The following is a 23741-nucleotide window of genomic DNA, read 5'->3' on the forward strand; positions in this document are numbered from 1 at the left end:
CTTGCCGTGGCTTTAGCGGTCGTCGCCGTTATGTTCGGCGCGGCGCAACGTCCCGCGCAGGCGAGCCGCGAATTCTCCGCGTCCCGCGAAATAGGTCTGGACGATGCGCGACACCACACTCTTCTGTGCAACCGCGCCGGGCAATTCGGGCATCGCCTCGAACTGCGGCAGCGTGTGCCGCGCGTCGGCTTCGGCCGGATAGATGCGCACGCGCACGTCGTACCAGGCGGCCTGGCCCGTCACCGGATCGGAGTTCGACATGCGCGCGGGTGCCTCGTCGCAGCCCGGCAGTTCGTCGGTGATCAGGTGATTGAGCAGGAAGCCGCGCTGCGATTCGTTCGCGTCCGGACCGAGATTCCATGCGCCCGCCGCTTTGCCGATCGCGTTCCACGTCCATACGGTGCCCGGTTCGACGGTCTCGCTGTAGCGCGCCATACAGCGAACGCGGCCCCATTGCGATTCGACGTAGATCCAGCTGCCGTCGGCGATGCCGTTCGCGCTCGCCGTTTTCGGATTCACATAAAGGTAGTTTTCCCCATGAATCTGCCGCAGCCACGCGTTCTGCGAATCCCACGAGTGATACATCGCCATCGGCCGCTGGGTGACCGCGGCGAGCGGGAATCGCGCGAGATCCGTCGCCGCGCTTTCGAGCGGTGCGTACCAGAACGGCAGCGGATCGAAGTACCTGTCGACGCGCGCGCGCAGATGGTCGGGCGGCTGCCGGCCGCTCGTGCGTCCTTGCGCGGCGAGCCTGAACTTCTGCATCACGTCCGAGTAAAGCTGGATCAGAATCGGTTCGCTGAATTTGCGGAAACCGTTTTTGACCGCCCAGTCGAGATACGGTCCGTTGCAGTTGCGCATGTACTGCAAGGTCTCGGGCAAGCGGTAATGGAATACGCAGTTGTTCTTCGCGTACTGCTCCCATTGATTCGGATTCGGCTCGCCGACGAGCGCCTTGTCGCCATCCTTGCCGCGCCAGCCGATCAGAAAGCCGACGCCGGAATCGGGCGACGTGGTGTGATTGACGATGAAGTCCGGATAGTCGCGAAAGCGCCGGCCGCCATCCGCATTGGTGAACGCCGGAAACCTCAGGCGCGACGCCAGTTCGATCAGCACTTCCTGGAACGGCTTGCATTCGCCGGTCGGCGGCACGACCGGTACACGCACCGAATCGACGGGGCCGTCGAACTCGGAGATCGGCCGGTCGAGCATCGACATCGCGTCGTAACGTTCGAGGTAAGTCGTGTCCGGCAGGATCAGATCGGCGAACGCGGTCATCTCCGACTGGAACGCGTCGCACACGACGAGAAACGGAATCTTGTAGTCGCCGTTCGCGTGTTTGTCGGCGAGCATCTCGCGCACCTTCATCGTGTTCATCGACGAATTCCACGCCATGTTGGCCATGAAAATCATCAGCGTGTCGATGGGATACGGATCGCCGCGCCACGCGTTGGTGATCACGCTGTGCATGACGCCGTGCACCGCGAGCGGATATTCCCACGAGAACGCCCGGTCGATGCGCACCGGAGCGCCGTGTTCGTCGATGAACAGATCCTCGGGCGCGGCGGGCCAGCCTAGCGGGCCCGTCGCAAGCGGTGTATTGGGCTTCACCGCGGCGGGGTCGTTCGGTGGTTTCGCCGATGGCGGCACCGCGCGCGGAAACGGCGACTTGTGACGAAAGCCGCCGGGCCGGTCGATCGTGCCCAGGAGCGACATCAGCACGGCGAGCGCGCGGATCGACTGAAAGCCGTTCGAATGCGCGGCGAGCCCGCGCATCGCATGAAAAGCGACCGGGTTGCCCGTGACCGTCTCGTGCGTTTCGCCCCACGCGTCGGTCCAGCGGATCGGCAGCGTGATGCGGTGCCGGCGGCCCGTCTCGATCATCTCGCCGGCGAGCCGCCGGATCGTCTCGGCCGCGATGCCGGTGATCGCCGCCGCCCATTCGGGCGTGCACTCGGCGACGCGCTCGCGCAGCAATGCAAACGACGGCGTGACCGGCTTGCCGTTGTCGAGCGTGTAACGGCCATCGAGCGCGGGCCTCACGCCGCTCGCATGATGCGGCACCGCGCGCTGGGTGGCCGGGTCCCACCACAGATGATTCTGCGGAAACAGCGGATTGCCTTCGGCCCGTTCGGGATCGCGCACGAACAAACCGAAGTTTTCGCTCGCTTCGTCGAGATCGATCAGCTCCGCCGCGTTCGTGTAGCGCTGCACGAACTCGTGATCCCACGCGTCGGCGGCGATCAGTTCGTGCAGGAACGCCATGAACAGCGCGCCGTCGGTGCCCGGCTTGATCGGCACCCATTCGTCGGCGATCGCCGCATAGCCGGTGCGGATCGGATTGATCGCGATGAAGCGGCCACCCGCGCGCTTGAACTTCGCAATCGCGATCTTCAGCGGATTCGAATGATGATCTTCCGCGGTGCCGATCATGAAGAACAGCTTCGCGCTGTCGAGATCCGGTCCGCCGAATTCCCAGAACGAACCGCCGATCGTATAGATCATGCCGGCCGCCATGTTCGACGAGCAAAAGCCGCCGTGCGCCGCATAGTTCGGCGTACCGAACTGTTTGGCGAACAGGCCGGTCAGCGCCTGCATCTGGTCGCGGCCCGTGAACAGCGCGAACTTCTTCGGATCGCTCGAGCGAATCGCGGCGAGACGCTTTTCGAGCACGTCGAACGCGGTGTCCCACGAGACCGGCTCGAACTGCGCGCTGCCGCGCTGCGCGCCGGCCTTGCGCATCAAAGGCTGCGTAAGGCGCGCGGGCGAGTACTGCTTCATGATGCCGGAGGCACCCTTCGCGCAGATGACGCCCTGATTGAGCGGATGCTCCGGATTGCCGTCGATATAGCGCACCTCGCCGTCGCGCAGATGCACGCGGATGCCGCAGCGGCACGCGCACATGTAGCAGGTGGTGGTCTTGACATCGAGCCGTTCGTTCTGCGTGCGGGCGTGGTGCTCCATGGCCATCTCCGTCGTTGCTTCTGGTGGGCCGAAGCGCGCGTCATACGCGCTGCTCATACGATACCGACCATCGTATTCGCACCTGCCTCACAAGGGAAATCGCGATTTGCGAGCAAAACTATCCGGCGCACCGATAGTTTCGGTTTCGCTTTCAGCTATGCGCTTTTTTCGACGGCGTGTCCAGTCGGGTGAGATGGGTCGGGTGCGCTGGGACGCTCGTTTAAGCGCGGCCCTCCAGTTGCGCGATCAGCGCATCCGGAATTTCGACGCCCTCCTCGTACGCCGCCTGCGCAAGCTGCTCCCGGCGATAACCGGGCAGGCGCACGTCGTCATCCATCAGCATCATCTCGATCAGCGCCTCGACACGCGACAGATACGCGTCGTCGCCGGCCAGCGCGCCCGGGTCGATCACCCAGAACAGGTGGCCGATGCGCGAGCGCTCGCCCTCCTCGGTCAGGAACGAGCCCGCTTCGTAGCCGAAGTTCGCGCCGCTCAGCGCGCGCGGCCAGCAGTTCGACCACCAGCGCCAGCATCGCGCCTTTCGCGCCGCCGAACGGCAGCATCATGCCGTCGAGCGCGGCGCTGCTCGGCCTACCAGCGCTTCGTCTTGATGTTGTGCACGTGGGCGTGCTCGCCGGCCTTGATCGGCGCGACCACCTTGCCGATGTCGACGCCGTACTTGAACACCGTGTCGCCAACGGCCATGTCCTTCAGCGCGATCTTGTGACCGATCGGAATGTCCTGCTTCGCCGGCACGGTGACGATTTCGTCGTCGTCCATGATCCATGCGTTGAGCAGCGTGCCCGCCTTGATGCCCTCGACCACCGCCACGCCGACCGTGTCTTTCGCCTCGTGCAGCACGATGTGGATCGTTCTGCGCGGCGCCGACGCGCCCGCTGCGGTGTCGTTGATGTCTGCCGTGGGATTGCTCATGAGCGTCTCCATTCGTAGTTTGAATGCGGTGAGGGTGCCGCCCGGGCAGCGCAGCCAGGTGCGCCGCGGTGAATCGATATTAGGCGGCGACTTACCCAATGTCAACTAGGTCATATATATGTGTTAGACGACTGGGCGAGAACCGGGCTGTTGTCGCGATTCACCGACAACATACGATTCATCCAGATGGATTAGATGACCTGGTCGTTTAGAATCAGGGCAGGTTCAACCCCGGCGAGCGGCACGACTCGCGTATCCCAGAGGTTTTCATGAGCACGCTCGCGATCAATGCGCCCGCAGTGGGAGGCACACGGTACAAGGAGGTCAAGAGCGCGATTCTCGCGGCGCTCGCGGCCGGCGAATGGAAAGGCGGCGAATGCATTCCTTCGGAAAAGCGCCTCGCCGAACGCTTCGGCGTGTCGATCGGCACGCTGCGCAAAGCCATCGACGAACTGTGCGCCGAGAACATTCTGATCCGTCATCAGGGGCTCGGAACGTTCGTGGCGATGCATCAGCGCGACCGGCACTTCTTCCGCTTCTTTCGCATCGTGCGGCGCGACGGCGACAAGGCCTACCCGATCGTCACGCTGATCGGGTTCAGGAAGGCGCGTGCCTCGCGCGAGGCGGCCGCCGCGCTCGGCATCGACACCGGCGCGCGCGTTCTGCAGTTCGTCAACGGGCTCGCGCTGCACGGCAAGACCGTGCTGATCGAACATATCACCGTGCCCGAAGCGCTGTTTCCCGGCTTGACGGAAAGCAAGCTGCGCAACCGGCCGAACACACTGTACAACTTCTATCAGGACGGTTTCGGCATCAACGTGGTCGAGACCGATGAGCATGTGAGCGTTGCGCTCGCCAATGAGCTCGAAAGCACTCAACTAGGCGTCGAAGTCGGCGCGCCGCTGCTCGAGATCCGGCGCATCGCGTACTCGTATCACCGCAGCGCGGTCGAACTGCGCATGTCGCGGCTCAATACCGAGGAGTACGAGTACATCGGCACGCGCGCGGCGCGCGACGATCAGAAATAGCGGACCTCGGTCGCCGCCTGCGCTTCACCGGCGTGACCGATCTGCGCGCCCATTTCGCCGAAGACCCGCGCCGCGTCGCCGAATGCGCTCATCGCATCCGCGTGATCAAGGTCAATCGCCAGACGCTCACGCAATTCGAGGCCGCCGATTTCGACACGCTGACGAGCAATCTCGCCTCGGTGTTGCGCGACGACATGCTGAAAACGCACCTCGAAGAGCTGTGCCAGCTGTGGGCCGGACAGTCGAACTTCACGAGCCACACGGTCAACTACACGCTCGATGGACGGCGCCTCGACGTACTGCTGAAAGGCGCGGTGCTGCCCGCTCACGAGGAACGCTGGGACCGCGTGCTGGTGTCGACCGAAGACATCACCGAGCTCGAAGGTGCGCGGCGCCGCGTCGCGCAAGCGGAAGAATACGCGCGCGGGCTCTTCGAGCATTCGCCGGTATCGCTGTGGGAGCTTCTCGATGGGCGCGGCAACCTGCCAGCGCGGCGATCGGCTGGAAGCGGGCGTGCAGCACGCCGACCTGCTGATGTACGAGGAAAAGCGCGCGCACTACGAGGCGCAGCCGGGGGCGGACGCGGCGGCGAAGTAACGCTCGCCGGCGTCAGGCGTTCACCACGCCAACGCAACGCTCAACCTCAGCCCGGCAGTTTGGCCGCGAGCACATCCAGCTTGACGATGCTCGGTGGCGACGCGAACAGCTCGCCCGCCTTCTCCATCAACGCGGCCGCGACCTTGCCGTTCAGATGCGCGTCGCGGCCGGCTTCGTCTTCGAACGCATCGAAAATGGCGTACGTCGACGGACCGAGCTTCAGACCGAACCACGCGGCGGTGGCCGGCTCCTGCTCGACGAGCGGCAGGCCGCCGAGCAGAAACGCCTCGACTTCCTTTTCCTTACCGGGCTTGGCTTCCAGACGGACATACAAAGCGAGCTTGACCATGATGCGACTCCTGGTGAGTTCGGCAGCGAACGGTCCTTTCAAAGCGCTTTGAAAAGTATAGGCGGCGTCGGCTGAGGCTGCGCCGGACCTACCCCGCTAGCAAGTCACGCACCCGGAAAGCGCAGCTCGAAGCGCACGACGCCTGGCAGCGGACACACCACGCGCGCACTGCCGCCATGCAGATGCATGATCGCCTTCACGATCGCGAGCCCGAGTCCGTTCGATTCGGTGAGCGCGCTGCGCGCCGCGTCGCCGCGATAGAAGCGGTCGAACAGCCGGTCGAGTTGCACGGCGGGAATCGGCTCGCCCTCGTTTTCGACCGTCACCAGCGCGCCTGCTTCGTCCTGCGCGCCGCGCAGGCGCACGATCGTGTCGCCCGCGCCGTAACGCACCGCGTTGACGACCAGATTGTTGATGGCGCGGCGGCACAGCATCGGATTCGCAGACGCGACGCCCGCCGCGTCGACTTCGAAACGCATCCCGCGTTCGTCGGCCAGGCCTTCGAAATAGTCGGCGATCCTGATGAGCTCGCCATGCAGATCGACCGGCTGCCGCTCGATCGACAACGCCGCATGATCCGCATGCGCGAGAAACAGGATGTTCTCCGCGATATGGCTCAGGCGATTCAACTCCTCGAGATTCGATTCGAGCAGTTGCTGATATTCGTCGGCTTCGCGCGGCTGGGCGAGCGCCACCTGGGTTTGGCCGACCAGCGCGCCGACCGGCGTGCGAATCTCGTGCGCGAGATCGGCGGAAAACTGCTGCAGGCGTTGATAGCCGTCGGCGAGACGATCGAGCATCGCGTTGAACGCGTGTGTGAGTTGACGCAGTTCCACCGGCGCCGCTTCGTCGTCGAGCCGGACCGCCAGGTTCGTCGGACTGATTTGCGCGGCCCGCGTGGCGATCTCGCGAACCGGTCGCAGCGCGCGGCGCAGCACGCCGTAAGCGAGCAGCGTCGCGGCCAGCATGCCGCTCAGCGTCGCCAGCACGATGCGGTTGCGGTATTCGGCCAGCATGCGCATTTCGTGCGTCATCGGATGGCCTGCGATCACCTCGACTTCGGCGCCATCCTCGCGCGCTGTCGCGGTCGCAAACGCCCAATGCACCGGCACGCCGTCGGAGAGGCGCGTCTGACGCATGTCGGCGGCACCCGGCGGATTGCCCGCCGGGCCGGCCGGTAGATCAGGCACCGCGAACCTGCCCGGATTCACGTCGACGAACGGCGCTTCGCCCGGCCGCCGGAAGATCAGCACGTCCTCTTCCGCGCCGAGCATCGTCTCGAACAGCAGCGGGCGCTTTTTTAATTCGCTAACCGAATAAAGGTCGTGCACGATGCGGCTGAAATGCTCGACACGGCCGCTCAGCACGACGTCGGCGCGGCGTTGCAGCGAGACTTCGGCGGAATGATAGAAATACGCGCCGAGCGAGCCGATCACCGCGCAGGCGATCAGCGCGAACAGCAACGTGGTGCGCGCGATCAGCGAGCGTTCGGTCCAGCGTTTCATGCGCCGTCGCCGAACGTGTAGCCGATGCTGCGCACCGTGTGAATCAGCTTCTTCCCGAACGGGTGATCGACCTTCGCGCGCAAGCGCTTGATCGCCACGTCGACCACGTTGGTGTCGCTATCGAAGTTCATGTCCCACACCTCCGATGCGATCTGCGAGCGTGACAGCGCTTCGCCCTCGCGGCGCACCAGCAGATGCAGCAGCATGAACTCCTTGTTGGTCAGCGCAATGTCGACGCCCTCGCGCGTGACCCGGCGGCGTAATACGTCGAGCTTGAGGTCGGCGACTTCGAACACGTCGCTCTCGCGGATCACGCCACGGCGCAACAGCGTGCGAACGCGCAGCACCAGCTCGGTAAACGAAAACGGTTTGACCAGGTAGTCGTCGGCGCCGAGTTCGAGACCGCGAATGCGGTCGCTGACCTGATCGCGCGCGGTCAGGAAAATCACCCGCAGATCGCACCGCGCACGCAACGCCCGCATGATTTCCCAACCGTCGATGCCGGGCAGCATCACGTCGAGAACGACCAGTTCGTATTCATGCTCGAGCGCCAGATGCAGGCCGTCCGTGCCGGTGCGCGCGAGGTCGACCGCGTAGCCATTCTCGCGCAGGCCCTTCTTCAGATAGTCGCCGGTTTTCGGATCGTCTTCGATGACCAGAATGCTCATGATGCTCGCTGCTCCTCTCGCGCGATGCGACCGTAAAGGCCGCGCTCGCACGCGCAAAAAAGCCTGATGACAGCGCTCGAGAACAACCGCAGCGCTCCCGGCGGCCATTCTACGTGGCCGCCATCGACCCTTGATGACGTTTTTGTCATCCTCCCGTCACTCTGATGAGCCGATGCGACGGCTAGTCTGAACGCACCGTCCACCACGCTGCATCCCTTCCTGGAGTTGCCTCATGAAGACCCGAATCAAGATCGCCCGCGCACGAACGCTGCGCGCCCTCGCCGTCCCCGCACTCGCCGCCGTGCTGCTCGCGACGACGTTCGCGGCTTCGGCCCAGACCGCCGCGCCGACCGGCGTGCGCGGCACGGTGACGTCGCTGTCGGGCGATCTGCTCAAAGTCCACACTCGCAATGGTCAGGACGTCGACGTGAAGCTCGCCGCCGACACGCCGATTCGCGGCGTCACGCTCGCCAACGTCAGCGACATCAAGCAGGACAGCTACGTCGGCACCGCCGCGATTCCGCAGCCCGACGGCACGTTGAAGGCGCTCGAAGTGCATGTATTCCCGCCGAGCATGCGCGGTTCGGGCGAAGGTCATCGGCCGTGGGATCTCGGCGCGAACAGCACGATGACGAACGGCACGGTCGGCTCGCTCTTGGTCAGCAACGGCCGCACGATTACCGTCAAGTACAAGGATGGCGAAAAGAAGATCGTGATTCCGCAGGACGTACCCATCGTCAGTCTGGAGCCGGGCAGTCGCGCGTTGCTCACGCCCGGCACGAAGGTCGTGCTGTTCGCGCACAAGGAAGCGGACGGCGCGATGGCGGCGAATTTCATTTCGGCCGGCGAGCATGGCGTGACGCCGCCGATGTAAAGCGGCGCGTCGTTCGTCTTCATCCCTCTCGTCTTTGAAGCCAATGCCCGACTCGCAAGCGTTTCTGGTCGTTCATCCCCTCGTCGTTCGCGTGACGCACTGGATCAATGCGTTCGCGATGGTCTGCATGGTGATGAGCGGCTGGGCGATCTATAACGCGTCGCCGATCTTTCCGTTCCGGTTCCCCGTGTGGGCGACGGTCGGCGGATGGCTCGGCGGCTCGATCGCATGGCACTTCGCGGCGATGTGGCTGCTGTGCGCGAACGGCCTGCTGTATCTCGCGCATGGCGTCGCGAGCGGCCATTTGCGTCGCAAGCTGCTGCCGGTGCGTGCCCGCGAGCTGGCGCGCGACGCGGCGCTGGCGTTGCACCTCAGACTGCCGCACGAAACCGGCAAGTACAACGCCGTGCAGCGCGCGTTGTATCTGCTGGTACTGCTGCTCGGCTTGCTGCTGGTCGCATCGGGACTATCGATCTGGAAGCCGGTGCAATTGTCGTGGCTGACCGCGCTGTTCGGCGGCTTCGATTTTGCGCGCCGCGTGCATTTCGTCGCGATGGCCGGCGTGGTCGGCTTTGTCGTCGTGCATCTGCTGCTGGTGCTGCTGGTGCCGCGCACGTTGCCGCCGATGGTCACCGGACGCGCCCGGCGCAACGCGCAGCGCATCGATCAAGCCTCCCAGAGGACTCGCGCATGAGCGCCCCGCAACGAACCGACACGGCGAACGATACGCACGCCAATACAGAAGACGCGCGCCGCTCACGCATCGTGCTTGCCGAGCACCGGCCGCGGATCGAGCAGTTGCAACGCCGCTTGTTTCTGCGCTCCTCGCTATCGATCGGCGCGCTCGCGATGCTGTCCGGCTGCAACCTGCAGGACAACGATTCCGTCGACAAGGTGCTATGGGCGATGTCGCGCTGGAACGACCGCGTGCAGGCGTGGCTGTTCAATCGCAACAAACTCGCGCCGACCTATTCGGCGCGCGATATCACCGATCCGTTTCCGTTCAACGCGTTCTATCCCGAGTTCGACGCGCCCGATATCGACGGCTCGACCTATCGGCTCGAAGTATCGGGGCTCGTCGCGGATAAACGCGGCTGGAGTCTCGAGCAGCTGCGCAGGTTGCCGCAGGTCTCGCAGATCACGCGTCACGTGTGCATCGAAGGATGGAGCGCGATCGGACAATGGAGCGGCGTGCCGTTTCGCACGTTTCTCGAACTGATCGGTGCCGATCTGAGCGCGCGCTACGTCGGTTTCAAATGCGCGGACCGCTATTACTCGAGCCTCGACATGGCGAGCGCGCTGCATCCGCAAACGCAATTGACGCTCGATTTCCGCAACGCGCCGCTGCCGGCCAGATACGGCTATCCGCTGAAGCTGCGCGTGCCGACCAAGCTTGGCTTCAAGAACCCGAAGCACATCGCCGCGATCTTCGTGACCAACACGAACCCGGGCGGCTACTGGGAAGATCAGGGCTACAACTGGTTCAGCGGGCTTTAGACCGCGGTCACATAACGCGGCACCGGCTTGTGCGCGCGCGGCGGCGGCGCATCGTGAGCGACGCGCATGCGCTTGACCTCGTCGACGGGACTCAGGCCGAACAGCCGCTTGAACTCGCGGCTGAACTGCGACGCGCTTTCGTAACCGACCCGCACGGCGGCCGCGCCCGCATTCAAACCATCCTGCACCATCAACAGACGCGCGTGATGCAGACGCGTGGTCTTCACGTACTGCATCGGCGAGGTCGCGGTGACCGCCTTGAATTGCGCATGAAACACCGCGAGGCTCATGCCGGCCTCGGCCGCGAGCGTATCGACGTCGAGCGACGCGTGGTAGTCCGCATGAATGCGCCGCAGCGCCTTCGCGATGCGGCCAAAGTGATTCTGATGCGTGAGCGCCGCGCGAATCGCGCCGCCCTGCTCGCCGGTCAACACGCGATAACAGATTTCCCGGACGATGCCAGGCGCCAGGATTTGCGCGTCGAGCGGCGACGCGAGCGCCTCCAGCAGACGCTGCACCGCGCTGCTCAGTGCGGCATCGAGCGGCGTCGAATACATGCCGGCCGGTTCGTATTGCGCGAGGCCCTGGGTTTCGTTGAGCGCCATCAGCAGTTCGGCGACCATCGTCAGATCGACGCGCACCGACATGCCGAGAAACGGCTCCTGTTCGCTTGCCTCGGTCTCGCATTCGAACGGCAACGGCACCGACAGCACCAGGTACTGCTGCGCGTCGTACTGGAACACCTGATCGCCGAGATAGCCGCGCTTGCGCCCCTGACAGACGATCACGATGCTCGGCTCGTACATGACCGGCATGCGCGGCATCGGACGATTCGCGCGCAGCAGGCTGACGCCTTCGAGGCTCGAGCGCGTCATGCCGGCATTCGGCGCGAGCAGGTTGAACAGTTCGAGCAAGCGGCGTTGCGCGGGGTCTTCCGGAATGGAACCGACAGCTTGAGTGGACATGACGATATGGCGACGGCCAGGAGAATAATGCTTGAAATTTAGCATCAAACAGCCTGTCGCGCTGCCCCTCCAGAGTTTTAGGCAAACCTTCAAGACGATCAGGTATTCCCCGGGCGGCGCCGGGTCCCTAAGATGGGAACCCTGCCGGATCGCCTTTTTCGACGCGCGCAGCGTGCGCGGTCATCGACCGCCATGCGCCGACTGCTTGCCAATGGCGGCCCCCAACGCTCGCGCCCCGATCCCGGTTCATGCTGCGGCCCGCCGCATCCGCAACCCCGTGTTGCGCATCGTCGGCGCGTCGCATGTTGCGCCATCACCCTCTTTGCTGGAGCTATCCATGAGCACGACGTATGCCTATGCAGCGACCGACGCCACCGCGCCGCTCGCCCCATTTGAAATCCAGCGCCGCGCACCCCGCGCCCATGACGTGCAGATGGAAGTGCTGTACTGCGGCGTGTGCCATTCCGACCTGCATCAGGCGCGCAACGAATGGAAGAACACGATCTACCCGGTCGTGCCGGGCCACGAGATCGTAGGCCGTGTGACCGCGGTTGGTCCGAACGTGACGAAGTACAAGGTCGGTGAACTGGTCGCGGTCGGCTGTCTGGTCGATTCGTGCCGCACCTGTTCGAGCTGCGCGGAAGGTCTCGAGCAGTATTGCGAGAACGGTTGGGTGGGCACGTATAACGGTGTCGATCGCGTCGACGGACAGGTCACTTACGGTGGCTATTCGACGCAACTGGTCGTCGATGAGGCTTTCACGCTGCGCGTGCCGCAGAATCTCGACCCCGCGGGTGTCGCGCCGCTGCTGTGCGCGGGCATCACCACGTATTCGCCGCTACGCACGTGGGGCGTGGGCCCGGGCAAGAAGGTCGGGATTGTCGGCCTCGGTGGACTCGGCCATATGGGTGTGAAGCTCGCTCGGGCGATGGGCGCGCAGGTCGTGCTGTTTACGACTTCGCCGTCGAAGATCGAGGATGCGAAGCGGCTTGGCGCGCATGAAGTCGTGGTTTCGAAGAATCCGCAGGAGATGGAAGCGCATGTGAATAGCTTCGATTTCATTCTCAATACGGTGGCTGCGCAGCATGATCTGAATCCGTTCTTGAATCTGCTCAAGCGTGACGCGACGATGACGTTGGTGGGTGCTCCGGAGCACGATCATCCGTCGCCGCAGGTGTTCAATCTGATCTTCAAGCGGCGGCGCCTTGCCGGTTCGCTGATTGGCGGTATTGCCGAGACGCAGGAGATGCTCGATTTCTGTGGCGAGCATGGCATTACTTCTGATATTGAAATGATTCCGATGCAGAAGATTAATGAAGCTTATGAGCGCATGCTCAAGAGCGATGTGAAGTATCGGTTTGTGGTTGATATGGATTCGATGCGGAAGTAATAGCAACTTTTTTGGCCGCGCAGCGGGTGGTTTTTTTGCGCCTGCGGCGCGGGGTTCTGTTTTGTTGTTGTGTTTTTTTTGCCTTCGCACTTTTTTCTGTGTTCTTAGGGCGTTGGCCTTTCCTTGATTTCTTGTCGGTCTATTGGCGTTGCCCTTGTGCGGGGCGGCACCTACTTTCTTTGCTGCTGCAAAGAAAGTAGGCAAAGAAGACAGCTTTAAACCGCTAACTCTTAAGCGGGTCCCTCTGTATACCGCGGGTAGTGGTGCATCTGGAATCTGTGTTGCCGCACACTCCGCGTTAGTGACAAGGCCGTCATTCTTCCGGCGGCGCTGCGCGCGCCGAAGCGCTGTTCTCAAACCATTGGTTGTTTCGGCGCGTCGCCGAGGCGCAGCCGATGGCCTCACCAACCTAAAAAAACACTCTGGTTTTCCTTGCATACCCGTCCGCGACGCACGTAGTGCGGAGCGGGATGGATGACGGCTTTGTCACTGCCGTGGAATGTGCGGGGGCACGGATTCCAGATGCACCACTACCATTCGTGGAGCACGGTGCCCGCTTAAGAATTAGCGGTTTGAGCTGTCTTCTTTGCCTACTTTCTTTGCAGCAGCAAAGAAAGTAGGTGCCGCCCCGCACAGGGGCAACGCTAATAGACCGATAAGTCAGCAAGGAAAGGCCAACACCACAAGAACAAAGACAAATCCGCCGCAGGCAAAAAAACAGAAAACCATTTGGAGCATCCCAGTGATCGACAGAATAACTGCAATGCGCACATTCATCCGAATTGTGGACACCAACAGCTTCACCCGCGCAGCGGAGTCATTAAACATTCCGCGTGCAACGGCGACGACGATCGTCCAGAACCTGGAAGCCCTGCTGGGCACAGCGCTGTTAGTCCGTACGACGCGCCGCCTGAGCATCACGCCAGAAGGCGCCGCCTACTACGAACGCTGCGCGCAAATCCTGGCCGACATCGACGAAATGGAAGCCAGCCTCCGTAATTCGACCGACAACCTCACCGGCCGCCTCCGCATCGAAATGCCCAGCGCGGTAGCGAGTGCAATCGTGCTGCCGTCGCTAGACGAGTTCCACACCCGTTACCCGAACCTCGACCTCGCGATCGGCGTCAGCAGCCGCACCGTCGATCTGGTCGCCGAAGCAATCGACTGCAGCATCCAGCTCGGTGAATTGCCCGATTCCAATCTCGTCGCGCGGCAACTCGGCACGCTCGATCAGGTCACCTGCGCGAGTCCGGCCTACCTGGCCCGCCACGGCACGCCCGCCGATCTCGATGATCTGCGCGCGCACGTCGCGGTCAACTGCGTGTCGCCGCATAGCGGCCGCGAATGCGACTTCGATTTCGAAGTGGGCGGCGAAGCGCGCAAGGTCAAGCTCAACGGCTTCGTACAGGTCAGCGACGAACAGGCGTACCTGACCTGCGGACTGCAAGGCCTCGGCATGATCCAGCCCGCGCGCATCGCCGCACAGCCTTACCTCGATTCGGGCTTGCTGCATGAAGTGCTGCCGCAATGGAAACCCGTGCCCATGCCGGTCTCGGTCGCGTATGTGAAGAACCGCCGCGTGTCGCCGCGCGTGCGCGCGTTCGTCGATTGGCTCGCGGAACTGTTCGAGAAAGCCGGGCACGTCGAGCAGGATCTGTCGCGCGTGCGTCAGTTGCTGCGCGGCCTGCATCCCGCGTGAAGCGGGTGCGGGCGCGCGGCGCTCGCGCGTTGACTAGTCCAACGGCCGCACCGGCACCGGCCGCGTCAGCAGATCGACATAGAAATTAAAAAACGCCGGATTATCAAATCGTTTGACGACCGTCATCTTCTGCAAACCCGGCGGCGGCGAACTCGTGTAGCCCGTGGCCTTGCCATCGTTGGCGCCGAAGCCCGTATCCACCTCCACCCACTCCTCGACGGTCTGCGTCGCGAACGACGGATGCATCAGATAAGCGAGCGTCAGCGTGTCCCAGATGTTCGTCGTGTAGTTCGGATTGGTCTCGAAGCCGTTCTTGCCGTCGTATCCGTAGCCGTTCAGCGTCCTGAACAGTTGCGTGATGATGGTCTGCTTCGCCGGATCGTGCGCGACGCGATCGTACAGTGCCTTGTCCATTTTCACGGTATCGGTCACGTCGAGCGGAATCACCGTCTGTTTGATCGGCAGACGCAGCACCGCTTTCGCCGCTGCGGGATCGAACCACCAGTTGAATTCGGCGGCGGGCGTGGTATTGCCCCGCACGTCGATCGCGCCGCCCATGTAAATGATCTGCTTGATCAGCGGCACGATCTCGGGATGCTCGCGCGTGGCCAACGCGATGTTGGTCAGCGGGCCGATCGCGAGGATCGTCACCTCGCCCGGGTACCGCTTGACCGATTCGGCGATGAAGTCGATCGCGCTCTGGCTCTGCACCTTCGTGTGCGTCGCGAAGCCGTCCGGCGGCGCGACGAGGTCGCTAGCCGAGTTCGGCTCGGGCTTGCTCCATGCGCCAACATAGCCATCGCCGCCGGGGAATTCCTTCAGTTCCCGCTGGATCGTTTTGAAGTCGTGCGTCAGTGCGTAGTTGGCGCCCGCATAGACGCCGATCTGTTGTTCGACGCCGAGTCGTTCGACCGATTTCAGCGCATCGGCAACACCTTGCTTCAGCCACTGATTGCCCGACACCACGGTAATGCCAAGCACTTTCAGCGAGCCCTGCGCCTGCAATTGCGCGGCCATCACCCCGAGCTGGCCGTCATCGCCGAGCGTGTTGTAGTCGCTGTCGATGATCACCTTCGGCGGATCGCTCCGGGCATCGAGACCGCTGCTGGCGCAAGCCGTGAGATCGAGTGTGATTGCCACGCTTGCCGCCCAGATCAATGCCACGAGAATTCGCCCCATCGATGCCCCGTTTGGAATGCCGCTGAGTGACGCGGACAAGGAAACCATCATAGGCGCAAGCCGTATGAATGACGAATGATCAGCGCGGCAACGACAGCACACGCAAAAGCGGCTCGCGACGCCACTGCCACGTCGCGAGCCGCTTCGAATAGCGCGCTGTCAAAAGCCCGTTACTGCGATTCCTCCGCCCACACGGCGTTCTCCCGCGTCATCAACGCGGTCGATGCCGCCGGTCCGAACGTGCCCGCCGAATATGAGCGCGGCCGCTCGCCCGACTTCGCCCAGCCTTCGAGAATCGGCTCGGCCCACGCCCATGCCGCTTCGAGTTCGTCGCGGCGCATGAAGTGCGTCAGACGTCCGCGGATCACGTCGATCAGAAGCCGCTCATAGGCTTCCGCGCGACGCTCGGTGAACGCCTGCTGCAGGTCGAGGTTCAGGCTCACCGGCAGCATGTGCATGCCGCTGCCCGGCTCTTTCGCGAGCACCTGTAGCTGAATCGACTCTTCGGGCTGTAACTGGATCACCAGACGATTGCCGTAGGTTCGTCCACCGCTCGGGATGATCGAGAACGGCAGATCGGAGAATTCGATGACGATCTCCGACAGCTTCTTCTGCATCCGCTTGCCGGTGCGCAGGAAGAACGGCACGTTGGCCCAGCGCCAGTTGTTGATCCGCGCGCGCAACGCGACAAAGGTTTCGGCGCGGCTGCCCGCCGGCACGTTGTCTTCCTCGAGGTAGCCCTTGACCGCCTCGCCATCCACCGCGCCCGCCGTGTACTGGCCGCGCACCGTGTCGCGCGCGATGTCCTCGGGCGTCATCGGCCGCAGCGAGCGCAGCACCTTCAGCTTTTCGTCGCGCACCGCGTCGGGATCGAGCGACACCGGCGGCTCCATCGCGACGATGCACAGCAGTTGCAGCAGGTGGTTCTGCACCATGTCGCGCAGCGCCCCGGTCTTGTCGTAGAACCCCGCGCGGCTGCCCACGCCGACCGTTTCGGCCACTGTGATCTGCACGCTCTTGATGTACGGCGCCTGCCACAGCGGCCCGAAAATCGGATTGCCGAAGCGCAGCACCATCAGGTTCTGCACGGTTTCCTTGCCGAGGTAGTGGTCGATCCGGTAGATCTGCGCTTCTTCGAAATGCTTGCCGACCGCGTTGTTGATCTCCTGAGCGGACGCGAGATCGTGGCCGAGCGGCTTTTCGAGCACCACCCGCGAATTGCCGTCGACGAGCCCGGCCGACGACAGGTTGTCGCAGATATGGGTGAACAGATCCGGCGAGGTCGCCAGATAGAACACGCGGTTCACGCCCTCGCGCGACGCTTCCTTCAGGCGCAGGTAGTCCTCGGCCGCATCGACGTCCATCCGCACGTATTCGAAAATCGCGAGGAATTTGTCCCACGCCGACGCGTCGAACGCTTTTTCGTCGATGAAGGGCTTGGCCTTCTGCTCCATGAATTCGCTGATGTATTCCTCGCGCGACCAGGGCTTGCGCCCGATCGTCAGAATGCGGGTGTCGGGCGGCAGGTTGCAGTGCAGATGCGCCATGTACAGCGCGGGCAGCAGCTTGCGGAACGACAGGTCGCCGGTGCCGCCGAAGATGATCATGTCGAGCGGCAGGTCGGGAGTGGCAGGAGCTTGTTGGGTCGTCATGGCACGGTCGCAGCGTCTAGGGGGAAGGCGTCGATCAGGAATCGGCGGCGGGCGGACGGGCTACGGCTCACGTCCGCTATGGCGCTTTTTCCGGCAAACATCTATGGTGCAACGTTTTGAGATAGTTTGCACGGCAGCATCTGCCGCAGGTTAGCGCAAGTTGCCAACCTTGCGCGCCAGACAGTCGTTTTTTCGGGATATTTTGCGCGATATTTGCCGGTTGGGCCGCTGACGGTCAGCCGCGCGCCAGCGCGTCACGCGCGACCCGGCATGCGGCCAGATCCCACGCCGCACAGCCGACGCTCTTGAACACCACCGGCCCCGCCGGCAAGGGCTGCGTCTGCTCGAGCACCGCGGCGATCCCGCCCACCCGCGCCCAATCGACACCGGCCTGGATGAAATCGCCGGCCTCGTGCATTGCGCCAGCCTGATCGTCGACGAACAGCGCGCTGCCCGCGATCGTAGTCGCGCCGATCTCGACCATCTGCGGCGTGAAAGCGCCGACGCCGATCACGAGCCGCTCGGCGCGTGCCGTCTCGTCGTAGACCGGCTGTTTGCTCGTGGTCAACGCGATCACGACGTCAACCGAAGCGGGAATCGTCGCGCCCGCATCCGCGAGCGGCCGCAGCTCACGCACCTTGCCGCGCTGCGCCGCGCAGAACGCTTCGGCGCGCGCGGGCGCGCTGCCCTTGACCCACACGCGCGCGTCGGGAAACAGTTCGCCGATCGCCTCCAGATGATTGAGCGCCTGCGTGCCGGTGCCGATCAGCAGGAATTCACGCGGCGCGCCCGCGGCGAACGTCGCGATGCCGAGCATCGACATCGCCGCGGTCCGGCGCCCCGTCACTGTCGGACCATCGAGGATGAACAGCGTCTCGCCGGTGTCGGCATCGAAGGCCATGACCTGACCGTGGATCGTCGGCAGATGGCGCACACCGTTGCTCGCGCACACATTGACGAGCTTGTGGATCGCGAGATCGGGCGCGGTGGCGGGCATCGACAGCATGACGCCGCCGGCGTTCAGCGGCACGACGAGCCGCTCGGGGCTCACGATGCGTCGTTGCGCGTAGTCGATGCTAGCGCGCCTCAACGCGTCGACAAGCGCTGCGTAAGGCATCAGCCGCGCGGTGGCGGCGGCGTCGAAGATCTGCGTGATCGGGCGGGTCATGGGCGGAACGATCCAATGGGGGATGGAGTGGGCATGACGTCACCGTAACCGAGCGCGAAAAAATTGACCAGTCGTGTGGACGTCTACTGCCCGCCGAATCGCGAACTCCGCTTCATGCCCAGCGCGCCGGCTAGCTCGTGCCGCGGCTGAGCGTCATCCCCCGCCCTGCATGGAAACGCGAGATCGTCGCGAACGGCAGGTACACGTCGGACTGATGCGGCGCGACGCCCGACGGGTTGTGAAACCACACGCCGCCGCGATCCCGCCCGTGCAGCAGGATCAGATGACCGCCCCGCCGCTGGTTCGTCCGCTCCGGATAGCGGATCTCGGGACTCACCGACACGATCGCGAGCGTATCGTCGTCGAGCCGCGCCGCGATCTCCTCGAGCGACGCCTGCGGCAGCACCTCGATATCGAGGCCGAACGCCGGGCCCGCCCAGTCGGCGAACGGCCGGTAGATCAGACCGTCGACGCCACCATCGTCGCGCAACCGGTATACGCCGTGCCGCAGCGCGTCGTCGAGCAGTGCGGCGCGCGGCGCGTGATCGATGCTCCAGTAGTCGAGAGCCGACTCGAGGCACGTCAACCCGCACAGGCGTTGCGCCCAGAAGCGATAGCGCTCGGGGTCGGCGAAACCGCTGCGCTGCCAGTGCGGATCGTCGCACGGGTCGCGCTGCTGTTCGACGATGGCGCGCACCCACTCGGGGCTGCCCCATTGCGTGTAGTACGGGACGTCGGCGTGGCGGAGAACGGGTTCGGTCATCGGTGGTATCGGTCGGGTTGGGTGGTATCGGGCTGGGTCGCGCGGGGTTACAGCATGCTGCGCGGCCGCTTCATCGTGCCGTCGAAGAAACGCTGCAAACGGAACGCCGACAGATCGAGCGACGCCTCGCCGCCATCGTTGAGTTCAGCCAGCAGTTTGCCGACGATCGGCCCCATCGCGAAACCGTGACCGCAGAAGCCGGTCGCGATCGTCAGGCCCGGGACCTGCGGCGGCGCATCGATCACCGGAATGCCGTCGGGCAACACGTCGATCAGCCCCGCCCACGCCTCGACCACCTGGGCGTCGCGCAACGCCGGAAACAGTGCGCGCAGCTTTTTCAGCGCGCGCGGCGCGTGGCGCGCGTTCGGCTGCGGATGCGGGTCGCGCGGATAGAGCACGCGTTCGGCGTCGGGCACGCCGCCCGGCAGACGTTCGCGCAGATCGTGCAAACAGGCGCCGTTCAGATGGAAGCTGAACTTCTGGCGCTGCGTCCACAGTTCGGGCAAAAACCATTTCAGCGCGCGGAAATGACCGAGCGTCATGTCGACGTCGACCTGCATGTCGTCGGCGAGATTGATCGCGCCGTTCGCGCGCTGCCGGATGCCGAGACCGTGGCCCCAGAAGGTCGACGCCGTGATCGGCGGCAACGGATTGGTGCGCATGCAGGTACCGCGCACGGCCTGCTGCGGCAGTTCGAGACCGAGCGTTCCGAGCAGCCGCCAGCTGCCCGCGCCGGCCACGCAAATCAGACGCGAGGTACGAATCGTGCCGCGCTCGGTGACCACACCAGCGATCGCACCGCCCGCGCGTTCGACGCCGACCACGCCGCAGCCCTCGAAAAACAGCGCGCCGGCTTGGGCCGCCCGTGCCGCGAAGGCCGCGGCGACGCGGCGCGGTTCGGCCTGACCGTCGCTTGGCGTGTACAGGCCGCCGAGCGCGGGGCCCTGCATGCCGGTCACCACGGCGTCGATCTGCCTGCGCTCGAGCGTGCGGGTATCGAGGCCATACTGACGCGCGACCTCGGTCCATTGCTGAAACGATGTCCAGTCTTCGTCATGGGTGGCGACATACAGGCAACCGCCCTGGCGCCATTCGAGATCGAAATTCAGCTCACGTTCGAGTTCTTTCCACAATGGAATGCTGGCCATCATCAGCGGCACCTCCGCGGCTTCGCGACCCTGCTGACGCACGAAGCCCCACGCGCGCGATGACTGCTGCCCGGCGATCCGCGACTTGTCGAGCACCGCGACCGACAGGCCGCGCCGCGCCAGGTAATAAGCGGCCGCGCAGCCCATGATGCCGGCACCGGCGATCACGACGTCGGCGTGGCTGGGAAACGGTTGGTCGGCGGGCGTGAAGGTCGAGTGCAGCGGGTAAGTCGTGGTCATGGGTGGGCGGATTGGCGATGTGGGCGTCATCTTCGCAGTGGGAGCCATTGTCCGCAATGACGAGCGACGTCGGCACCGCGGCTGGTCGCAGCCGGGACAGCGCAGCCGGCGCCTGCCGAAATGCCCGATTATCCGTCACACGAATATTCGTCGATTATGCGTCACACAAATATTTGACAAATATTCGTCTCACGCATAAATTGCGTTTATTCGTCTCGCAGATAATCCGCCATGCTCCATCTGATCGCCACGTCGGACCAGCTCGCGCAGTTGCTAGCGGCCAGCCGCCGCCAGGCTGGCCTCACGCAGACCGAGGCCGCCGCGCGCGTCGGCGTGAGCCAAAGCCGCATTTCCGCGCTCGAAACCGATGCGAGCGGGCTCACGCTCACCCAGCTGCTCGCGCTGTGCGGCGCCTACGGCCTGCAACTGCAGTTGCGCGACAAAAATCAGCCGAGCTCCGAGCCGGCACCGAACGTCGAGTGGTGAGATGGCCCGGCAAACCGCTTCGAAGGCATTGTCGGTGTGGGCCAACGGTGAGCGCGTCGGGCTCTGGCGGCTGCCCGCGCGCGGCCCGATGGAGTTCGCCTACGACGCCGCCTGGATCGCGTCGCCCGCGGGTCGTCCGCTGTCGCTGTCGCTGCCGTTCACGCCCGGCAACATGACGCACAAAGGGCCGCGGGTGCTCAACTACTTCGACAACCTGCTGCCCGACAGCGACGTCATCCGCAAACGCATCGCGCAGCGCTACCGGACCGAAACGCTCGAAGCATTCGACCTGCTGCAGGCCATCGGCCGCGACTGCGTCGGCGCGGTCCAGCTGCTCGCCGAAGACGACGCGCCGGCCGGGGTCCAGCGCATCGAAGGCACGCCGCTTTCCGACGACGACATCGAGGCGCTGCTCGCGCAGACGGTCGGCAAACCGACGCTCGGCGCGCCCGACGAATTTGACGATTTCCGCATCTCGCTCGCCGGCGCGCAGGAGAAAACCGCGCTGCTGTGGCACGACGGCCAATGGCAACGGCCGCACGGCGCGACGCCGACCACGCATATCTTCAAGCTGCCGCTCGGGCTGGTCGGCAACCGGCTCGCCGATCTCAGCACGTCGGTCGAAAACGAGTGGCTGTGTCTGCGGATTCTGCGCGCGTTCGGCCTGCCGGTCGCGAACACCGAGGTGCTCAGGTTCGGCAAGCAGCGCGTGCTCGCCGTCGAACGCTTCGACCGGCAGATGCATTCGAGCGGCAGCTGGCTGCTGCGTCTGCCGCAGGAAGATTTCTGCCAGGTCTACGGCGTGCCGTCGCATCGCAAGTACGAAAACGAGGGCGGCCCCGGCGTGCTCGACCTCGCGCGGATTCTGCAGCAATCGGTCGAGGCGCGGCAGGACATCGAGACCCTGCTCGCGAGCCAGATCCTGTTCTGGATGCTGGCCGCGCCGGACGGCCACGCGAAGAACTTCAGCATCCGCCTGCTCGCCGGTGGCCAGTACCGTCTGACGCCGCTTTACGACGTGATGTCGATCTGGCCGGTCGAGGGCAACGGCCCGAACCAGTGGTCGTGGTACAAGGCGCGGCTTGCGATGGGTCTATGGTCGCGCAGCAAGCACGATGCGTTTCGCGACGTGCAGCGGCGACACTTCAACGCGATGGCGTTGAAGTGCTCGTACGGCGCCGACGCCGAGCCGCTGCTCCAGCGTCTGATCGAGCAGACACCTGGCGTGATCGAGCGGGTCTCGGCGGAGTTGCCCGAGCGCTTTCCGGGCAAGGTCGCCGAGCGGATTTTCAAAGGACTTCAAAATTCGGCGGCCCGGCTCGACACGATGCCGGCAAGCTGAACGCGGACCGCGCGTGCCGGCGCAAACCCGATCCCTCCGGACACACTTTTCATTGCGCCTCTCGCCTGGCTTTTCCGCAAGGGCGGACCTGCCGGGCTTTGCGGCAAGCGGCCGGATCCGTCGCCTTGCGCACTACTCATTCGTGGATTCCCTACGGTTTCGTCATCGTTTCACCGGTAGAATGCCTTTTGATGCTCAATGCATCAAAAGTCGCCGGCACGGCCATGGCGTCGCTTGCATCAGCGGACTCGGCGGCCGGTCTGACAAAATCATAAATGGTGATTTTTTTTACGGTACATTTGCTGTCCCCGCGTGACCGATTCATGCGCATAGCATGCGCAGGGTCGGCTTGCGCCTGCCGACCGCGCTCCAGATGTACCTTTTAACCCGGCGGATTTTCACCCAGCATGGCCAACGAAACACACTCACCCGACTCCATCGCGGTTGCCGAGCGCGTGCGCGAGTTGATGAGCAGGCATGGAATCGGCAAGCGACAGCAAACCACGGAGCTATGCCGCATCCTCGATCTGAGTTTTTCTCAGGGGCACCGCAAACTGCGCGGCAATAGTCCGTGGACGCTGTCGCAGATCAAGAAAGTCGCCGAGGTATTCGACGAACCCGCGGCGCAGCTGTTCGGCGCGCAGTCGCTCGATCCGGGCGTCGTCGGCGCGATCGCCCAGGAGGCAGTGTTCTGCATCGGCGCGACCGAAATCGCCTGCACCGCGTGGGTCGGCGCGGCGCTCGAACCGGGTAGCCGCCCGGAATTCGTCGCCTATTCGCGGCTCGGTCAATGGCGCGTCTCGCGTCATGATGGCGCGCTGTATCAGAGCGCGTACGAAGTCCACAAGATCGAGATCTATCCGCGCCGCGCCGAGACCGACAAGCCGGCCATCGCGGTGGTCGACGACGATCGTGCAAGCGCCGATAACCTGCGCGATTATCTGGAGCGCAGCGGCTTCACGGCGGTCGCGATCTATGGGCTCGCGGCCTTCAGCGAGCAGTTGCAGACGCAGGTGTTCGACGGCGTGATCATCGACTGGCTGTTCGGCTCGCAGACCTCGGCGGCCGCGATTCGCGCGGTGCGCGCGTCGGAGAACCCGGACGCGCCGATCTTCGTGCTGACCGGCGAACTGCTGACCGGCAAGGCCAGCGAATCGGAGATCAGCGAGGTGATCCGCGATTTCGACGTCGCGTGCTACGAGAAGCCCGCGCGCATGGCGATCCTCGTCGCCGATCTGTCGAAGCGGCTGAACCGCCCCTGAAGCGCGGGCGCCGATGCGCGCCCCGTTCGCGG

The 23741-nt window shown here is 64.3% G+C and carries 21 protein-coding genes and 2 pseudogenes; 11 read left to right on the forward strand and 12 right to left on the reverse strand.

Going from position 1 to position 23741, the window contains the following annotated elements:
* Positions 1-12: 12 nt before the first annotated feature.
* From OKW26_RS12930 to OKW26_RS12940, 3 genes and pseudogenes are all read right to left on the reverse strand, one after another.
* The gene (locus tag OKW26_RS12930) at positions 13-2964 is read right to left on the reverse strand and encodes a molybdopterin-dependent oxidoreductase (RefSeq protein ID WP_429353848.1); all 2952 of its coding nucleotides are present in this window, start codon (positions 2962-2964) and stop codon (positions 13-15) included.
* A gap of 220 nt (positions 2965-3184) precedes the next feature.
* Positions 3185-3545: pseudogene (locus OKW26_RS12935) on the reverse strand (Ldh family oxidoreductase); the annotation flags it as partial.
* 10 nt (positions 3546-3555) lie between these two features.
* Positions 3556-3897, reverse strand: a complete 342-nt coding sequence (locus tag OKW26_RS12940; RefSeq protein ID WP_187610244.1) for a UxaA family hydrolase — start codon at positions 3895-3897, stop codon at positions 3556-3558.
* Positions 3898-4166: 269 nt separating this feature from the next.
* Between OKW26_RS12940 and OKW26_RS12945 the strand changes: the two genes are divergently transcribed.
* The 3 genes and pseudogenes from OKW26_RS12945 (at position 4167) to OKW26_RS12955 (ending at position 5522) form a co-directional block, all read left to right on the forward strand.
* Complete coding sequence (locus OKW26_RS12945) at positions 4167-4925, forward strand: GntR family transcriptional regulator (protein ID WP_429353849.1); 759 nt, start codon at positions 4167-4169, stop codon at positions 4923-4925.
* A 20-nt stretch (positions 4926-4945) separates the two neighbouring features.
* Positions 4946-5398, forward strand: a pseudogene (locus OKW26_RS12950) (histidine kinase); the annotation flags it as partial.
* Positions 5394-5522: a hypothetical protein gene (locus tag OKW26_RS12955; RefSeq protein ID WP_429353850.1), complete on the forward strand. Its 129-nt coding sequence runs from the start codon at positions 5394-5396 to the stop codon at positions 5520-5522. The pseudogene OKW26_RS12950 and the gene OKW26_RS12955, both read left to right, overlap by 5 nt.
* 46 nt (positions 5523-5568) lie before the next feature.
* Here OKW26_RS12955 and OKW26_RS12960 read toward each other — a convergent pair whose 3' ends face one another.
* From OKW26_RS12960 to OKW26_RS12970, 3 genes are all read right to left on the reverse strand, one after another.
* Positions 5569-5871 (reverse strand): putative quinol monooxygenase, encoded by a 303-nt coding sequence (locus tag OKW26_RS12960; RefSeq protein ID WP_090806017.1) that lies wholly within the window; start codon positions 5869-5871, stop codon positions 5569-5571.
* 104 nt (positions 5872-5975) lie between these two features.
* The gene (locus tag OKW26_RS12965; RefSeq protein WP_429353851.1) at positions 5976-7376 is read right to left on the reverse strand and encodes a heavy metal sensor histidine kinase; all 1401 of its coding nucleotides are present in this window, start codon (positions 7374-7376) and stop codon (positions 5976-5978) included.
* Entirely contained in the window at positions 7373-8044 is a 672-nt protein-coding gene (locus OKW26_RS12970; RefSeq protein WP_429353852.1) for a heavy metal response regulator transcription factor, read from the reverse strand. The genes OKW26_RS12965 and OKW26_RS12970 overlap by 4 nt, the downstream gene beginning before the upstream one ends.
* A 232-nt stretch (positions 8045-8276) precedes the next feature.
* Here OKW26_RS12970 and OKW26_RS12975 point away from each other — a divergent pair, with 232 nt between their 5' ends.
* From OKW26_RS12975 to OKW26_RS12985, 3 genes are read left to right on the forward strand one after another with little or no spacing between them, the layout of a single operon-like run.
* Positions 8277-8918: a hypothetical protein gene (locus OKW26_RS12975; RefSeq protein WP_429353853.1), complete on the forward strand. Its 642-nt coding sequence runs from the start codon at positions 8277-8279 to the stop codon at positions 8916-8918.
* A gap of 43 nt (positions 8919-8961) precedes the next feature.
* A complete protein-coding gene (locus tag OKW26_RS12980; RefSeq protein WP_429353854.1) occupies positions 8962-9612 on the forward strand; it encodes a cytochrome b/b6 domain-containing protein in 651 nt (216 codons plus the stop codon).
* Positions 9609-10415, forward strand: a complete 807-nt coding sequence (locus OKW26_RS12985; RefSeq protein ID WP_429353855.1) for a molybdopterin-dependent oxidoreductase — start codon at positions 9609-9611, stop codon at positions 10413-10415. The genes OKW26_RS12980 and OKW26_RS12985 overlap by 4 nt, the downstream gene beginning before the upstream one ends.
* Here the strand turns inward: OKW26_RS12985 and OKW26_RS12990 are convergent.
* A complete protein-coding gene (locus tag OKW26_RS12990) occupies positions 10412-11380 on the reverse strand; it encodes an AraC family transcriptional regulator (RefSeq protein ID WP_026225869.1) in 969 nt (322 codons plus the stop codon). The genes OKW26_RS12985 and OKW26_RS12990 overlap by 4 nt on opposite strands.
* A 337-nt stretch (positions 11381-11717) precedes the next feature.
* Here OKW26_RS12990 and OKW26_RS12995 point away from each other — a divergent pair, with 337 nt between their 5' ends.
* Together OKW26_RS12995 and OKW26_RS13000 are read left to right on the forward strand one after the other, a co-directional pair.
* Positions 11718-12770: an NAD(P)-dependent alcohol dehydrogenase gene (locus OKW26_RS12995; RefSeq protein WP_429353856.1), complete on the forward strand. Its 1053-nt coding sequence runs from the start codon at positions 11718-11720 to the stop codon at positions 12768-12770.
* Between the two features lie 742 nt (positions 12771-13512).
* The gene (locus OKW26_RS13000; RefSeq protein ID WP_429353857.1) at positions 13513-14469 is read left to right on the forward strand and encodes a LysR family transcriptional regulator; all 957 of its coding nucleotides are present in this window, start codon (positions 13513-13515) and stop codon (positions 14467-14469) included.
* Positions 14470-14502: 33 nt separating this feature from the next.
* Here the strand turns inward: OKW26_RS13000 and OKW26_RS13005 are convergent, their stop codons facing one another.
* The 5 genes from OKW26_RS13005 to OKW26_RS13025 all read right to left on the reverse strand — a co-directional run bounded on the left by OKW26_RS13005 (position 14503) and on the right by OKW26_RS13025 (position 20619).
* Positions 14503-15648 (reverse strand): nucleoside hydrolase, encoded by a 1146-nt coding sequence (locus tag OKW26_RS13005; RefSeq protein ID WP_429353858.1) that lies wholly within the window; start codon positions 15646-15648, stop codon positions 14503-14505.
* Positions 15649-15818: 170 nt separating this feature from the next.
* Positions 15819-17300 carry a glucose-6-phosphate dehydrogenase gene (gene zwf / locus OKW26_RS13010; RefSeq protein WP_429353859.1) on the reverse strand — a complete coding sequence of 494 codons (1482 nt, stop codon included), beginning with the start codon at positions 17298-17300 and terminating at the stop codon, positions 15819-15821.
* A 235-nt stretch (positions 17301-17535) separates the two neighbouring features.
* The gene (lhpI, locus tag OKW26_RS13015) at positions 17536-18468 is read right to left on the reverse strand and encodes a bifunctional Delta(1)-pyrroline-2-carboxylate/Delta(1)-piperideine-2-carboxylate reductase (RefSeq protein ID WP_429353860.1); all 933 of its coding nucleotides are present in this window, start codon (positions 18466-18468) and stop codon (positions 17536-17538) included.
* A gap of 130 nt (positions 18469-18598) precedes the next feature.
* Positions 18599-19231 (reverse strand): C39 family peptidase, encoded by a 633-nt coding sequence (locus tag OKW26_RS13020; protein WP_184067135.1) that lies wholly within the window; start codon positions 19229-19231, stop codon positions 18599-18601.
* A 47-nt stretch (positions 19232-19278) separates the two neighbouring features.
* The gene (locus tag OKW26_RS13025) at positions 19279-20619 is read right to left on the reverse strand and encodes an NAD(P)/FAD-dependent oxidoreductase (protein ID WP_429353861.1); all 1341 of its coding nucleotides are present in this window, start codon (positions 20617-20619) and stop codon (positions 19279-19281) included.
* A 231-nt stretch (positions 20620-20850) separates the two neighbouring features.
* Between OKW26_RS13025 and OKW26_RS13030 the strand changes: the two genes are divergently transcribed.
* From OKW26_RS13030 to OKW26_RS13040, 3 genes are all read left to right on the forward strand, one after another.
* Entirely contained in the window at positions 20851-21105 is a 255-nt protein-coding gene (locus tag OKW26_RS13030; protein WP_090806037.1) for a helix-turn-helix domain-containing protein, read from the forward strand.
* Between the two features lies 1 nt (position 21106).
* Positions 21107-22447, forward strand: a complete 1341-nt coding sequence (locus OKW26_RS13035; protein WP_090806039.1) for a type II toxin-antitoxin system HipA family toxin — start codon at positions 21107-21109, stop codon at positions 22445-22447.
* 407 nt (positions 22448-22854) lie between these two features.
* Positions 22855-23709: a helix-turn-helix domain-containing protein gene (locus OKW26_RS13040; protein WP_184067124.1), complete on the forward strand. Its 855-nt coding sequence runs from the start codon at positions 22855-22857 to the stop codon at positions 23707-23709.
* Positions 23710-23741 lie beyond the last annotated feature (32 nt).

The organism is Paraburkholderia sp. 32 (assembly GCF_050435345.1).
GTDB lineage: Bacteria > Pseudomonadota > Gammaproteobacteria > Burkholderiales > Burkholderiaceae > Paraburkholderia > Paraburkholderia tuberum.